A 14,753-nucleotide genomic window follows, 5' to 3' on the forward strand; every position below is an offset into this window, starting at 1 on the left:
CCCCCATGGCCGAAGCCGGCAGCAACGTCACCGAGCTCTTCCGCGCGTCCACGGCGCACAGCCCGTCGTACTTCACGCTCAGCAGGGCGGGGGCCGCGGGCCCGGGCGGGGCGGGAAACGGGCAGGGGATCACCGACTTCTGCATCCCCTGCAACCCGTACTTCCCGACGCCCGAGATGTTCGAGGAACTCGGTGGCCGGCTGAGGGACATCCTCACGTACTACCCGAGCAGTGCTGACACCATCACCGCCGAGCTGTGCTCGGTCCTCGGCCTCAATCCGCAGACCGTCGCCATGGGCAACGGCTCTACCGAGCTGATCACCTGGATCGACCATCTGCTGGTACGCGAATCGCTCGCCGTGCCGGTGCCGACGTTCGGCCGGTGGACGGACCAGCCGATGGAGACCGGCAAGCGGGTCGACATGTTCCCGCTGCCGGAGGCGAACGGATTCGCCCTGGACCCGGCCTCGTTCGTGGACTTCGTACGCAGCCGCGGCTCGCGCACGGCCGTCATCTGCAACCCGAACAACCCGGACGGCGGTCTGCTGCCCCGGCACGGTGTCCTGGCACTGCTGGACCAGCTGCAGGACCTGGATCTGGTCGTGGTGGACGAGTCGTTCCTGGAGTTCGCCGACGCGGAGGCGGACTCGAGCGTGGTCGCCGACGCCGTACTGCGCCCCAACACGATCGTGCTGCGCAGCCTCGGCAAGAACTTCGGTCTGCACGGGGTGCGTTTCGGCTATCTCGTCGCGAATCCGGGACTGGCCGGCCGGGTGCGTGCGGCGCTTCCGAAGTGGAACCTGAACTCCTTCGCGGAGACGGTGGTCTTCATGCTGAAGGAGCACCGGACGGAGTACACGCAGAGCCTGCGGATGGTGCAGCGCGACCGTCAGGAAATGCTCTGGCACCTCAGCCGGCTGCAGGGGCTGACGGTCTACCCCTCGCAGGGGAACTTCGTCTACGTGCGGCTCCCGGAAGGTGTCGACGGGGCGGCGCTGCGCGACCGGCTGCTGGAGGAGCACGGCGTCCTGGTGCGGGAGTGCGGAAACAAGATCGGCAGCTCGAGCCGCTTCCTGCGGCTGGTGGTACGCCCCCAGATCGATGTACAGCGGCTGGTGGCGGGGCTCGAGCGCACGTTGTACGCCGCGCCGCAGGAGCAGGTCCTGGGGCAGTTCCCCGGGCGGTACCAGGGACCGGTATCGGTGCCGTCGCGGGGACCCGGTCCGATGCCCGCCCTGGCACTGCCCTACGGCTCCGGTACCCCGGCCGTGGACCGGTTGGTGAGCGGAGGCTGACTCGCGTACGCCGGGGACCAGGAGCCCGCCGGCCGCCGTCTCGCGAAAGTGGGTTGCCGGGCGGTGGCGGGCCCTGCTGGGGTGACGGGATGGATCACGAAGCCGTCCGTGCGCAGTACGACCACCAGATGCGGCAGCACGCCCCTGCCGACGGCCCCGGGGCACGGGTGGAGCGGGTCGGTGACGTGGTGCGGCAAACCGCCCCCGCCCACGGCTGGAACGGGATCCTCTGGTCGCACCTGGACGAGTCCACAGCGGACGCGGCCATCGCCGAGCAGGTGCGGCACTACGACGCGCTCGGCCTCGAGTGCGAGTGGAAGCTGTACGGCCACGACCGGCCGGGGGATCTCGCGGAGCGCCTTGTCGCTGCCGGGTTCGTCGCGGAGCCGGAGGAGACCCTGCTGGTCGCCGGCACGGACGAACTCGCGGTCGGTACCGGCGTACCGGAGGGTGTGGAACTGCGGGAGGTGACCGACGCGGCCGGAGTCGACCTCGTGGCCCGGGTCCACGAGCGGGTGTTCGGGACGGACTCCCCCGGGCTGCGAGACCGGCTGCTGGCCCGGATCGGTGCTCCGGAGCCCACAGTGGTGGCGGTCGTGGCGATGGCCGGCCGGGAAGCCGTGGCGTCATCGCGGGTGGAGTTGCCGCCGGGGCGGGATTTCGCGGGGCTGTGGGGAGGCGGGACGCTCCCCGAATGGCGGGGCCGGGGAATCTACCGGGCCTCGGTCGGCTTCCGAGCCCGGATCGCGGCGGCCCGCGGCCACCGCTTCCTCCAGGTGGACGCCCTTCCCACGAGCGGGCCGATCCTGAGGCGTCTGGGCTTCACCGCACTGGGCACGACGACGCCGTACGTCCACCGGCCGCCCATGGCGCCGTAGCCGAGGCTCCGCGGGCCCCGCGTCCCACGGTTGCCGGTCAGCCGGTGGACAGCCCCGCCGCCGCTCGCGCCAGCGCCTGCAGGACCGTGCTGAGCAGCGGGTGCGTCTCGGCGCCGCGGCGCACCGCCGCGAAGACCCGGCGGGTCGCGGCCGGTCCCTCCACGGGCAGGACCACCGTGTCCTTGAGTTCCATGCCGCGCAGCGCGGACCGCGGTACGAGGGCCACTCCCGCTCCCGCGCCCGCGAGGGCCACGACCGCCCGGAAGTCGTCGGAGGAGTGGGTGAGCCGCGGTTCGAAGCCTGCCAGCTCGCAGGCGCGGAGCATCACGTCATGGCAGGGGTTGCCCGGGTACTGCCCGATCCAGTCGCTGTCGGCCAGCTCGGCGAGCCGCACGCGCGCGCCCTCGGCCAGCGGGTGCCCGCAGTGCAGCACCGCGTCGAAGGGCTCCGCGTACAGCGGGACGCGGGCGAGCCGGCGGTCGCTCTCCCGGGGCGCGCCCCGGTACTCCACCGCGAGGGCGAGATCGGCTTCGCCGTCGAGCACCATGGGCAGGCTCGCGTCCCCTTCGGCGTCCCTGACCCTGACCCGGATGCCCGGATGTTCCTCGGCGAGCCGCCCGATCGCCGGGGCGAGGACCTCGGCGATGCCGGTCGCGAAGGAGGCGACGGTGACCTCGCCGACCGCGCCGCCTTCGTACGCCGCGAGCTCGGCCTCGGCCCGCTCGAGCTGGGCGAGCACGGTGTGGGCGTGACCGAGCAGGATCTCGCCCGCTGCGGTGAGGCGCACACCGCGTCCGCTGCGTATGAGCAGGGTGTGGCCGGTTTCCTGCTCCAGCGCGGCGAGCTGCTGGGAGACGGCCGAGGGGGTCAGATAGAGCGCTGCGGCCGCGGCGGTCACCGTACGGTGGTCCGCCACGGCGCGCAGAATGCGGAGCCTGCGCGGGTCGATCACCCAGCCATTGTCGCCCGGGCGTCGACGAAGGCGGCAATCGCCCGCTCCACGTCCTCGGTGGAGTGCGCGGCGGAGAGCTGGACGCGGATCCTGGCCTGGCCCATCGGCACCACCGGGTAGGAGAAGCCGATCACGTACACCCCGCGCTCGAGGAGCAGCTCGGCCATGCGGCCCGCCTCGGCGGCGTCGCCGATCATGACCGGGGCGATCGCGTGGTCGCCCGGCAGGATCTCGAAGCCCGCCTCGGTCATCTTGGTGCGGAAGAGCGCGGTGTTCGCGGCGAGCTTCTCGCGCAGGTCGCCGGCGGACTCCAGCAGGTCGAGGACCTTGAGGGAGGCGGCGGCGATGACCGGGGCGAGGGAGTTCGAGAACAGGTACGGACGGGAGCGCTGGCGCAGCAGCTCCACGATCTCGGCGCGGGCGGCGACATAGCCGCCGGAGGCGCCGCCGAGGGCCTTTCCGAGCGTGCCGGTGATGATGTCGACCCGGTCCATGACGCCGTGCAGCTCGGGGGTGCCGCGGCCGCCGGGGCCGACGAAGCCGACGGCGTGCGAGTCGTCGACCATGACCATGGCGTCGTAGCGGTCGGCGAGGTCGCAGATCTCGGTCAGCGGCGCGACATAGCCGTCCATGGAGAACACACCGTCGGTGACGACGAGCTTGCGCCGCGCGCCGCTCTCCGAGGCTTCCTTGAGCCTGGTCTCGAGCTCGGCCATGTCCCGGTTGGCGTAGCGGTAGCGGGCGGCCTTCGACAGGCGGATGCCGTCGATGATGCTGGCGTGGTTGAGGGCGTCGGAGATGACGGCGTCCTCGGGGCCGAGCAGGGTCTCGAAGACCCCGCCGTTGGCGTCGAAGCAGGAGGAGTAGAGGATCGTGTCCTCCTGGCCGAGGAAGGCGGAGATGCGGCTCTCCAGCTCCTTGTGGACCTCCTGGGTGCCGCAGATGAAGCGGACGGACGCCATGCCGTAACCCCAGCGGTCCAGCGCTTCCTTGCCCGCGGCGACGACCTCGGGGTGATCGGCGAGGCCGAGGTAGTTGTTGGCGCAGAAGTTCAGTACGTCACCGGGGGCGCCGCCCGCCGTGACGGCGACGGAGGCCGACTGGGGTGTGCCGATGACACGCTCGGGCTTGTGGAGTCCGGCGGCGCGGATCTCGTCGAGGGTGGCACGGAGGTCGTCGCGTACGGACGCGTACATGTGTGGGTCTCCCTGAGGGCGAGTGCTGCTTGGTCGCTGCGGGCGAGTGCTGTGGGGCCGAACGGGCCTGCGGTGGTGTGCGGACCGGCGAGTGATCCGAAGGGCCGGGGGGAGGACCGGGCCCGGAGAGATTATGCGGTCCAGTCGAGGATGATCTTGCCGCTGCGGGCGGTGGAGGCCTCGTCGAAGGCCGCGTCGAAGTCCTGGTACCCGTAGCTCCCGGTGATCACGGGGCCGAGGTCGAGCCCGCCCTCCAGCAGGACCGTCATCGCGTACCAGGTCTCGAACATCTCACGGCCGTAGATCCCCTTGATGGTGATCATCGAGGTGACGATCTTGGACCAGTCGACGGCGAACTCCTGGGCGGGCAGGCCGAGCATCGCGATCCGGCCGCCGTGGGTCATGTTGTCGATCATGTCGCGGACCGCCTCGGGGCGGCCGGACATCTCCAGGCCGATGTCGAAGCCCTCCTTCAGGCCGAGCACGTGCTGTGCCTCGGCGATGGAGGACTCGGCGACGTTGACGGCGAGGGTGGCGCCCACCTTGCGGGCCAGTTCGAGGCGCGGCCCGCTGACGTCCGTGACCACGACGTTGCGGGCGCCGGCGTGCCGGGCGACGGCCGCGGCCATGATGCCGATCGGTCCGGCGCCGGTGATCAGGACGTCCTCGCCGACCAGCGGGAAGGAGAGCGCGGTGTGCACGGCGTTGCCGAACGGGTCGAAGATCGCGGCGACGTCGAGATCGACGTGGGTACGGTGCACCCACACGTTGGACGCCGGCAGGGACACGTACTCGGCGAACGCCCCGTCGCGCCCGACACCCAGCCCGATCGTGCTGCGGCACAGATGGCGGCGGCCCGCCAGACAGTTGCGGCACCTCCCGCAGACGAGGTGCCCCTCTCCGCTGACCAGATCACCGACGGCGATGTCCTGCACGTCGGAGCCGATCGCCGCGACCTCACCGACGAACTCGTGGCCGGCGACGAGCGGGGTGGAGATCGTCTGCTGGGCCCAGCCGTCCCAGGAGCGGATGTGCAGATCGGTGCCGCAGATGCCGGTACGGAGGACCTTGATCAGCACGTCGCCGGGGCCGTACTCCGGCTCCGGCACGTCCATGAGCCACAGCCCGGGCTCGGCGTACTGCTTGACGAGTGCCTTCATGGTGCGGCTCCAGGCATTGCGGGGAGGGACGTGCTGACCAGGCGAGATGCTCGGTCGGGGAACGCGCACCAATCTGCCGACCCGGAACCGCCGAGTCCATCGAGGATTTCTTAAGCGGGCCCACAGGAGATCTTCACGCGCCCTGCCGGCCGACGCGTGGGCGCGCCGGAGCGGGCCCCAACTCCCCTACGCGGAAAGGGCCTTGCCCTCTTCGCCGGTCACGGCCGTGCCGCCGGGACGGGTCGTGGCGGGCGGTCCACGGTGCCCTACTCCGTGCGGGTGGCGCACGAGGGCGGGGGGTCCCCTCCCGTCAAGGCTCGGGATCGTCGAGGAACGCGGCGACGGCGCGGCGGAAGGCCTCGGGGTCGTCCACCCAGGGGTAGTGCCCGGCACCCGTCTGGACGACCGTCCTGGCGTGCGGGAACAGTGCGGCGAGCTCGGCCGCGCGCGCCGGTGAGGGGCCGCCGTCGAACTCGCCCGCGAGTACCAGGACCGGCGCGTCGAGCGCGGCGAGAGCCCGCACGGTGGCGGGCGGATCGAAGGCTCCGTCCGCGTAGTAGACGCCCCTCGCCTGGTGATTGGACTGGTGGGCGTCGGCTGCCGCGTGTGTCTGGGCGGTGGAGTCCCAGCGGCCGTACATGAACGGCACGATGTCGGACCAGAGGTCGTCGAGCGCGCCGCCGTGCAGGAAGGCCTCCCAGGCGGCGCGCCCCGCCTCGTACCAGGGCTCGCCCTCCCGCAGGGCGATGGCGTCGCGCCAGTCCTGCTCGGTGGCCTCGATGCCGACGGCGCGGGTGCCGGGGGTGACGAGGGTCAGGGAGCGCACGCGCAGGGGGTGGGCCGCGGCGTACAGCTCGGCGAGGTTCCCGGACGCCGAGTGCCCGACGATGTCGATACGGTCCAGCCGCAGATGCTCGCGCAATGCCTCGACGTCGTCGACGAGCCGGTCGCAGCGGTAGGTCCCGGGGTCGGCGGGCACGGCCGAGTCCCCGGTGCCCCGCAGGTCCAGCCGGACGAGCCTGCGGTGGGCGGTGAGCCCCCCGAGGTCGCCGAGGTAGGCGGAGGCCCGCATCGGGCCGCCGGGCAGACAGATCAGCGGCTCGCCGTTCCCTGAGAGGTGATAGGCGAGTGTGGTCCCGTCATACGCGCTGAAGACCGGCATACGGCGATCCTCGCCGGACGTCCCCGATCCCGCCAGTGCATGCCCGGTGTGCCGTTCGCCCCGCCACGGGGGCCCCGCCGCGGGCGATGCCCCTCGAAGTCTTGACGCCCGGCCGGGTGACTGGATTACTGATCTCCGACAGCTCGACCGAATGATCGGTCGCCCGACTTGTCAGCCGGACACGGGAGTCTCCGTATGACCGACCAGACGCGCCCGACGACGGACCTGCTGGATGCCGGGGAGCGGCTGGGCCGCGAGGAACTGCGAGCGCTTCAGCTGGAGCGGCTGCGGGCGGCTCTGCGTCATGCGTACGAGAACGTCGGCTTCTACCGCGAGTCGTTCGACAAAGCCGGGCTCGCACCCGAGGACTGCCGGTCCCTGGACGATCTGGCGCGCTTCCCGTTCACCACGAAGGGCGATCTGCGGGACCACTACCCGTTCGGGATGTTCGCGGTCGAGCAGTCGCGGGTGCGGCGCATCCACGCCTCGAGCGGGACGACGGGGCTGCCCACGGTCGTCGGCTACACGGAGCGCGACCTCGACACCTGGGCGGACGTCGTGGCCCGCTCGATCCGCGCGGCAGGCGGCCGTCCCGGCGACACGGTCCATGTGGCGTACGGCTACGGGCTGTTCACGGGCGGGCTCGGCGCGCACTACGGAGCGGAGCGGCTCGGCTGTACCGTCGTCCCGGCTTCGGGCGGGATGACGGCCCGCCAGGTCCAGCTGATCCAGGACTTCCGGCCCGGGATCATCATGGTGACGCCGTCGTACATGCTCACCCTGCTGGACGAGTTCGAACGGCAGGGCGTCGATCCCCGGTCGACCTCGCTCAGGGTCGGGATATTCGGTGCGGAACCGTGGACCGAGGAGATGCGGCGGGAGATCGAGGAGCGTTTCGCGATCGATGCCGTGGACATCTACGGACTCTCCGAGGTGATCGGTCCCGGCGTCGCCCAGGAGTGCGTGGAGACCAAGGACGGGCTGCACATCTGGGAGGACCACTTCTATCCGGAGGTCGTGGACCCGTTCACGGGAGAGGTGCTCCCGGACGGTGAGGAGGGCGAGCTCGTCTTCACCTCGCTCACCAAGGAGGCCATGCCGGTGATCCGTTACCGGACCCGGGATCTGACCCGGCTGCTGCCGGGGACGGCACGTGTGTTCCGGCGGATGGAGAAGGTGACCGGACGCAGCGACGACATGATCATCCTGCGCGGTGTGAACCTCTTCCCGACGCAGATCGAGGAGATCGTGCTGCGTACGCCGGGTGTCGCCCCGCACTTCCAGCTGCGGCTGACCCGCGAGGGCCGCATGGACGCCCTGACCGTGCGGGCGGAGGCCCGGGCCGGCGCGTCGTCCGATCAGCGGGCGGCGGCCGCTGGGCTGATCGCGGCGGCGGTGAAGGACACCATCGGCGTCTCGGTGGCGGTGGAGGTCGTGGATCCGGAGACGCTGGAGCGTTCGGTCGGCAAGATCAAACGGATCGTGGATCTCCGGTAGAGCCCTTCCGGCCTCGGCCCCGAGCCCGGAGCGATCTCACGCGGGCAGCCGGAGCGTCACGACGGCACCGGCACCAGGGGTGCTGCTCATGGTCGCGGTGCCGCCGTGCGCCTCGACGAGTTTGCGTACGATCGACAGACCCGGACCGCTTCCGCCGGTCTGCCGGCTGCGCGACTTCTCCGCGCGCCAGAAGCGGTCGAAGACATGGGGCAGGTCCTCGGGCGCGATTCCCGCACCGGTGTCCGCCACCTCGATCACCGCGTCGGCACCGTCGCGGCGGACCCACAGGTCGACGCTGTCACCCGCACCCGGCGGCCGCGAAGAAGTGCGAGTCGACGCGGCCTCTCAACCCGCCCGAGCTGGAAGAGGAGACCAACCCGCACTACGTGGACGACTTCCGCGAGTGGATCGCGTGCATGCACCGGCACAAGTACATGGTCATCCCCGCGCCGGACGGATCGGGATACGCCAACCCCGAGGGCCAGATCCCGCCCAACTCCAAGGAGATCGAGAAGAAGTGCCAGCAGGAGACCTTCGGCGGCCGCGAGTAGCAACCCGTCGTCCGCCGCACGGGGTGCTGCCGGTGACTACCGTGCCGTCAGCCGGGCGCGCAGTTCCCGTTTGAGGATCTTGCCGCTCGCGTTGCGCGGCAATTCGTCCACGAACACGATCCGCTTCGGGGCCTTGAAGCCGGCGAGCCGCTCACGCACATGGGCGAGCAGTTCCTCCTCCGACACCGTCGAGGTGCCGCGGATGACGACGACCGCGGTGACCGCCTCGATCCAGCGGGCATGGGGCAGGCCGACGACCGCGGCCTCGGCGACGGCGGGATGGGTGTAGAGCGCGTCCTCGACCTCGCGCGAGGCGACCAGGACCCCACCGGAGTTGATGACGTCCTTCACCCGGTCGACGATCGTGTAGTAGCCCTCGTCGTCTCGTACGGCGAGATCGCCGGAGTGGAACCAGCCGTCCCGAAAGGCGTCCTCGGTCTCCTCGGGCTTGTCCCAGTAGCCCAGGCACAGCTGGGGCGAACGGTAGACGATCTCGCCGGGCGTGCCGTCGGGGGCGTCTTCGCCGTCCTCGCCGACGACCTTGGCCTCGACGAAACGGACGGGCCGACCGCAGGAGTCCATCCGGCCCTCGTGCTCCTTGGGGCCGAGCACGGTGGCCAGCGGTCCGATCTCGCTCTGGCCGAAGCAGTTGTAGAAGGCGAGTCCGGGCAGCGTCCCGCGCAGACGCTCCAGCACGGGCACCGGCATGATCGAGGCGCCGTAGTACGCCTTGCGCAGGGCCGTCAGATCGCGGCTGGTGAAGTCCGGATGACCGCTGAGACCGATCCAGACCGTGGGCGGGGCGAAGAGGCTGTCCGCACGTCCGGCCTCGACGAGGTCGAAGATCCGTGCGGGGTCGGGCGCGTCCAGGATGGTGTTCTCGGCCCCGACCGCGAGGTACGGCAGCAGGAACACATGCATCTGTGCGGAATGGTAGAGCGGCAGCGAGTGGACGGGGCGGTCGCTCTCGTCCAGGTCCAGGGCCGTGATCGCGCTGATGTACTCGTGCACCAGAGCGCGGTGCGTCATCATCGCGCCTTTGGGCAGGGCGGTGGTGCCCGAGGTGTAGAGCAGTTGTACGAGTGCGTCGGTGTCGTGCCCGATGCCGTGGTCCCGTGGCTCGGCGAGGGCGTTGAGCAGGGACTCGTCCGTATCGCGCAGGGCCCGCACGGCGAGACCCTCGGGGACATGGCCGGCGAGGCCGGGGTCGGCGAGCACGAGTGAACTGCCCGACTGGTCCAGGATGTACGCGAGGTCGTCGCCCGTGAGGTGGTGGTTCACCGGCACATGGACCAGCCCGGCGCGCGAGCAGGCCAGGAAGGCGATGAGATACGCGTCGGAGTTGTGTCCGTAGGTGGCGACACGGTCGCCCTGGCCGAGGCCGTGGTCCTTCAGCACGGCGGCCGCGGTCGAGACGGCCCGGTCGAGTTGCTCGTAGGTCCAGGAACGGTCGGCGTAGCGGACGGCGATGCGATCGGGTACGCGCCCGGCGCTGTGGTGTACGAGGCCGTCGACAGTGTTGTTGAGGAGTTGCTCCAAGGCTGCCATGACTGGATCCTTGGCGGCCGTGGAGCAGTCGTCAAGCATCGAAGGGCCGGGCCATGCCCTTGCCGGACCGGGCATCGGCGCCCCGGGCAGCCGGATCGCAGCCACCTCGCCGACCGGGCCGATGGCCTCATCACACCGAAGGCGAGGAGGCGAAGACACCCGGCGCGCCACCGTCAACTGCTCACGGAAATGGATCGATTGCGGCGGGGACGGCAGGTTCACACGACACCGCCACCCCCCTAGACTCATCGCCCAACACCGGGATCATGTGTCAACCGTGTGTTCCGGCCAATTCGCCATCCCCCTTGGAAGGTTCATCCTCGTCATGCGTCTCAGATCCCTGCCTGCCATGTGCGGGCAGTTCGTCCGGCGGTCCGCTCTCGTCGTGCTGTCCACCATGCTCGCCCTGTCCGCCGCGCCACCAACCGCCTTGGCCGCGGGTCCGGTTGCCCCTCCGGCACTCGTCGAGCACCCGACCGACTACGTCGACCCGCTCATCGGTTCCCGCAACAGCGGAACCACCTACCCGGGCGCCACACTCCCGTACGGAATGATCGCCTGGTCGCCGACGAGCACCAGGGGCGACCAGACCAACACCGGGGCCGCCGGCGGCTACAACTACGACGTGACACGGATCCGGGGCCTCAGCCTCACCCATCTCAACGGGACCGGATGCCATCCGGGTGCCGCCGGCGACGTGCCGATCATGCCGCATGTCGGGGAGGTCGACTCCTCGCCGTCGGCCGACACCAAGGACGCCGTCTACGCGTCGAACTTCTCGCACGACAACGAGCAGGCCAAGCCCGGCCGCTACACCCTCGGTCTGGATTCCGGCGCCACCGCCGACCTCGCCGTCAGCCAGCGGGCCGGCGTCGCCGACTTCACCTTCCCGAAGAACAAGCCCGCCAACCTGCTCTTCCGCGTCTCCAACTCCCTCAACGGAAGCGAGGACGCCCACGTCGAGATCGACGCCGAGCAGCGCAAGGTGACCGGCTGGGTCCTCACGGGCGCCTTCTGCGGCCAGCGCGCCAACGGCGGTACCAACAACCGCAAGAGCTACTACAAGCTCTACTTCAGCGCCTCCTTCGACCGCGCGTTCGCTTCCATGGGCACCTGGCACGACGGCACTCTCTCCCCTGGCTCCACCGCGGTCTCCGGCGGTGAGGGTTACGCGGGCGCCGGGCGGGCCGGACGCGGCTCGGGTGGATACGTCGGCTTCGACACAAGCGATGACAACGTTGTCAACATGCGTATCGGGATCTCGTACGTGAGCCTCGCCGGTGCCGAGAGCAACCTCCGCCAGGAAGTACCCGCATCTGCGGAAGTCGGCGACGTCGCCGCCGCCGGCAGCCGCGCCTGGGACAGCGAACTGCGGTCGGTACGCATCGGCGGCGGGACGGATGCCCAGCGCACCACCTTCTACACCGCGCTCTACCACTCGCTGATGCAGCCGAACCTGATCAGCGACACCGACGGCCGCTACTACGGCATGGACGGCAAGGTGCACGAGATCGGCGCCAGCCAGGGAGCCCAGTACAGCAATTTCTCCGGCTGGGACCAGTACCGTGCCCAGATCCAGCTGCTGGCCCTGCTCAAGCCCAACATCGCGGGCGACTTCGCCCAGTCCTTGTACAACTTCGCCCGTCAGAACGGCGGAGTCTGGGACCGCTGGGTGCACGTCAGCGGTGCCACCCACGTCATGAACGGTGACCCGACGGCGGCAACCCTGGCCACCTTCTACGCCATGGGCGTGCGCAACTTCGACGTTCAGGGCGCCTATGACTCCCTCGTCCGCCAGGCCACCGTCCCGCATCCGGACGGTCTCTCCGACGCGGGCTGTGTGGGGCAGTGCGTGGGGCAGCGCCCCAATCTGCAGCAGTACCTGGATTTGCGCTACATGCCTCAGAACAACTGCCACTGCTGGGGCGGCGCGGCCGAGACCCTCGAGTCCGCCGTCGCCGACTCCGCGCTCGCGAAGTGGGCGAAGCTGCTCGGCCGGACCCAGGACGCGGCGACCTTCACCCAGCGGGCCGGTTACTGGCGCAATGTGTTCAACCCCGATGCCACCCCGGGCGCCGGATACATCCAGGCCCGCAACAGCGACGGTTCCTGGGTGACCCCCTTCAGCCCGCAGACGGGCACCGGTTTCGCCCAGGGCACCTCCGCCTCGTTCACGTGGATGGTCCCCCAGGACGTCCAGGGCCTGGCCGAGGCGATGGGTGGCCGGGACGCCGCCGCGACTCGTCTGGACGGCTTCTTCCACAAGCCGGACGGCTCCTGGTCCCTCAAGGGCGGCGACCCGCTGCGCTACGACCCCACCAACGAACCCGGTCTCCACGCGCCATGGCTCTACAACGCTCTCGGTAAGCCCTGGAAGACCCAGGAGACCGTCCGAGAAATCGTCAACACCGTCTACGGGACCGGCCCCGCGGGCCTGCCCGGCAACGACGACCTGGGCACGATGTCGGCCTGGTACGTCTTCTCCGCCCTCGGCCTGTTCCCGCAGACCCCGGGCGGGGCGAACCTCCTGCTGGCCGCGCCGCTGTTCCCCCACGCGGTCCTGGACCGTCCGACCCAAGGGGACATCGTCATCAGCGCACCGAACGCCGACGCCAAGCACAAGTACATCGACGCGGTCCGCGTCAACGACCGCAGAAGCGACAACTCCTGGGTCGACCGGGGACTGACGCTCTCCGGCGGCACCCTTGCCTACCGGCTCGCCGAACAGCCCAACAAGACCTGGGCCACCAACCCCGTCGAACCGCGGGGTGACGGCCAGGAGCTCCAGGTCAACGTTCCGAAGCCGGCGCCGGGTGAGTTCGGTTGGAGCATCGACGGCGGCAATGGCCTGGTGGACCTCGGCACCGCCCGGGAAGTCAACGGGGACCACTTCGTCGCGAGCGGCAGGATCAACCCGATCCTTGTGTCGGACAGCCGCCGTTCGCCGGCTCCGTGGGTGATCTCGGCCAACGTGAGCGACTTCAAGGACTCCGGCACGACGTTCCCCGGCTCCCACCTCGGCTGGACCCCGCGCCTCCTCGAGAGCGGCGCGGGCGCCGGCGCCGGTGAGCGAGTGGCCTCCGGCTACGACGACCACGGCCAGGGCCTGTCCGTCTCACGCAGCCTCGGCTCGGCAGTGCAGGGGCATCCCCGTGGCACCGCCAAGCTCGGCGCCGACCTGGACCTGAAGATCCCGGACACCGTCGAAGAGGGCCGCTACCGGGCCACTCTCACCATCACCGCACTGACCAACTGATCCAACCCGTTCCACAGGGCGGGGCGGCCACCTTCGCGTGCCTGCCCCGCCTCCCGCACCAGGAGAACCCTCCGATGCCCACACTCCCAACCCACCGCAGACCAACCGTGCTCGGCGCACTCGTCCGCACCGTCACCCTCGCTCTGCTCATTGCCGGCGTGATCACCGGTCTGGGTGCCTGCCCCGCACTCGCCGCGGACGGCGAAGTCACCTGGACGGTCAGGACGGCCGCGAACGAGCACGGCGAGGACCGGTCCAGCTTCGGCTACGGCGTCAGTCCCGGCGGACGGGTGAAAGACGCCATGGTCGTCGCCAACCACGGCAAGACCCCACTGAAACTGGCCGTCTACGCCGCCGACGGCTTCACGACCGACATCGGCCGGCTCGACCTGCTCACCAAGGACAAGAAGTCCGCCGGCGTCGGCGCATGGGTCCGGGCCGATCACGGCAGTGTCGTGATCCCGGCCGGCAAGTCGGCCCGGATTCCCTTCACGGTCACGGTGCCGGGCAATGCCAGGCCCGGCGACTACGTGGGCGGCATCCTCACCTCGCTCAAACAGCCCACCGAGACCGAGGGCGTCAATGTGGACCGGCGCCTCGGGATCCGCATCACACTGCGGGTCAGAGGGGAGCTCAAGCCGCAGCTCGCGATCGAGGACCTCCGTGTGAAGTACACCGGATCGCTCAATCCCTTCGCCAAAGGCAGGGCCACCGTCACCTACACGATCCACAACACCGGCAACACCATCCTGTCCGCACGCCAGCAGGTGTCCGTCACGGGCCCGTTCGGCTGGCTGCGGACCGACGCCGGCCCGGTCAAACCGCCACCGGACCTGCTGCCCGGCGAAACCTGGAAGATGACGGTGCCCGTTCACGGTGTGGCACCCGGAGTCAGCCTGACCGCCACGGCGACCCTCACTCCCGTGCTCACCGACGTCTCGGGATCCACCAGCCCACGTGCGCCCGAACAGGCCACAGCACACTGCTGGGCCGTGCCCTGGGCCCTGCTGCTGTTGATCGCCGCCGTCACCGGAGCCCTTCTCCTCACGCGCCACAGGCGCAAGCGCCGCAAGCTACGCGAGGACAAGCGCGTCCAGGACGCCGTCGAGCAAGCACTGCGCAACCACACGACGCAGGAGAACTGACCCCGTCTTCATGCGCCACACTGCCAGGCGTGCGCGTGGTCCACTCGGAGTGATCCGCTCGCGGTGTTCCGCCGTTGGGGGTCCCCTCCCGCCGGCAGCCCACAGAGCCCTCC

Annotated in this window: 11 protein-coding genes and 1 pseudogene; 6 read left to right on the top strand and 6 right to left on the bottom strand. The window is 70.3% G+C overall.

Translation table 11 applies throughout. The features are described 5' to 3' along the window. The first annotated feature begins 5 nt into the window (after positions 1 to 5). Both ACTWOL_RS01685 and ACTWOL_RS01690 read left to right on the top strand, forming a co-directional pair. The gene (locus tag ACTWOL_RS01685) at positions 6 to 1,295 is read left to right on the top strand and encodes a pyridoxal phosphate-dependent aminotransferase (RefSeq protein WP_474293530.1); all 1,290 of its coding nucleotides are present in this window, start codon (positions 6 to 8) and stop codon (positions 1,293 to 1,295) included. Positions 1,296 to 1,384: 89 nt separating this feature from the next. Continuing rightward, a complete protein-coding gene (locus ACTWOL_RS01690) occupies positions 1,385 to 2,173 on the top strand; it encodes a GNAT family N-acetyltransferase (RefSeq protein WP_474293532.1) in 789 nt (262 codons plus the stop codon). A gap of 37 nt (positions 2,174 to 2,210) precedes the next feature. Here the strand turns inward: ACTWOL_RS01690 and ACTWOL_RS01695 are convergent, their stop codons facing one another. From ACTWOL_RS01695 to ACTWOL_RS01710, 4 genes are all read right to left on the bottom strand, one after another. Beyond that, the gene (locus ACTWOL_RS01695; protein WP_474293534.1) at positions 2,211 to 3,125 is read right to left on the bottom strand and encodes a LysR family transcriptional regulator; all 915 of its coding nucleotides are present in this window, start codon (positions 3,123 to 3,125) and stop codon (positions 2,211 to 2,213) included. Further along, positions 3,122 to 4,321, bottom strand: a complete 1,200-nt coding sequence (locus ACTWOL_RS01700) for a glycine C-acetyltransferase (RefSeq protein WP_474293536.1) — start codon at positions 4,319 to 4,321, stop codon at positions 3,122 to 3,124. Before ACTWOL_RS01700 ends, ACTWOL_RS01695 begins: the two co-directional genes overlap by 4 nt. Positions 4,322 to 4,452: 131 nt before the next feature. Beyond that, positions 4,453 to 5,481 carry an L-threonine 3-dehydrogenase gene (gene tdh / locus ACTWOL_RS01705; protein ID WP_474293538.1) on the bottom strand — a complete coding sequence of 343 codons (1,029 nt, stop codon included), beginning with the start codon at positions 5,479 to 5,481 and terminating at the stop codon, positions 4,453 to 4,455. A 310-nt stretch (positions 5,482 to 5,791) separates the two neighbouring features. Continuing rightward, positions 5,792 to 6,643, bottom strand: coding sequence for an alpha/beta fold hydrolase (locus ACTWOL_RS01710; RefSeq protein ID WP_474293539.1), 852 nt, complete (start codon positions 6,641 to 6,643; stop codon positions 5,792 to 5,794). Between the two features lie 195 nt (positions 6,644 to 6,838). On the opposite strand from ACTWOL_RS01710, the gene paaK reads away from it, so the two are divergent. After that, entirely contained in the window at positions 6,839 to 8,140 is a 1,302-nt protein-coding gene (paaK, locus tag ACTWOL_RS01715) for a phenylacetate--CoA ligase PaaK (RefSeq protein WP_474293541.1), read from the top strand. 36 nt (positions 8,141 to 8,176) lie between these two features. On the opposite strand, the pseudogene ACTWOL_RS01720 reads toward paaK, so the two are convergent. After that, positions 8,177 to 8,434, bottom strand: a pseudogene (locus tag ACTWOL_RS01720) (sensor histidine kinase); the annotation flags it as partial. 92 nt (positions 8,435 to 8,526) lie between these two features. Here ACTWOL_RS01720 and ACTWOL_RS01725 point away from each other — a divergent pair. Next, positions 8,527 to 8,691 carry a hypothetical protein gene (locus ACTWOL_RS01725; protein ID WP_474293543.1) on the top strand — a complete coding sequence of 55 codons (165 nt, stop codon included), beginning with the start codon at positions 8,527 to 8,529 and terminating at the stop codon, positions 8,689 to 8,691. A gap of 36 nt (positions 8,692 to 8,727) precedes the next feature. On the opposite strand, the gene ACTWOL_RS01730 is transcribed toward ACTWOL_RS01725, so the two are convergent. Next, positions 8,728 to 10,239: an acyl-CoA synthetase gene (locus tag ACTWOL_RS01730; protein ID WP_474293544.1), complete on the bottom strand. Its 1,512-nt coding sequence runs from the start codon at positions 10,237 to 10,239 to the stop codon at positions 8,728 to 8,730. Between the two features lie 325 nt (positions 10,240 to 10,564). Between ACTWOL_RS01730 and ACTWOL_RS01735 the strand changes: the two genes are divergently transcribed. Further along, positions 10,565 to 13,495: a GH92 family glycosyl hydrolase gene (locus ACTWOL_RS01735; protein WP_474293546.1), complete on the top strand. Its 2,931-nt coding sequence runs from the start codon at positions 10,565 to 10,567 to the stop codon at positions 13,493 to 13,495. A gap of 74 nt (positions 13,496 to 13,569) precedes the next feature. Further along, entirely contained in the window at positions 13,570 to 14,640 is a 1,071-nt protein-coding gene (locus ACTWOL_RS01740) for a WxL protein peptidoglycan domain-containing protein (RefSeq protein ID WP_474293548.1), read from the top strand. The last annotated feature ends 113 nt before the right edge of the window (positions 14,641 to 14,753 follow it).

The organism is Micromonospora sp. IBHARD003 (assembly GCF_056106285.1).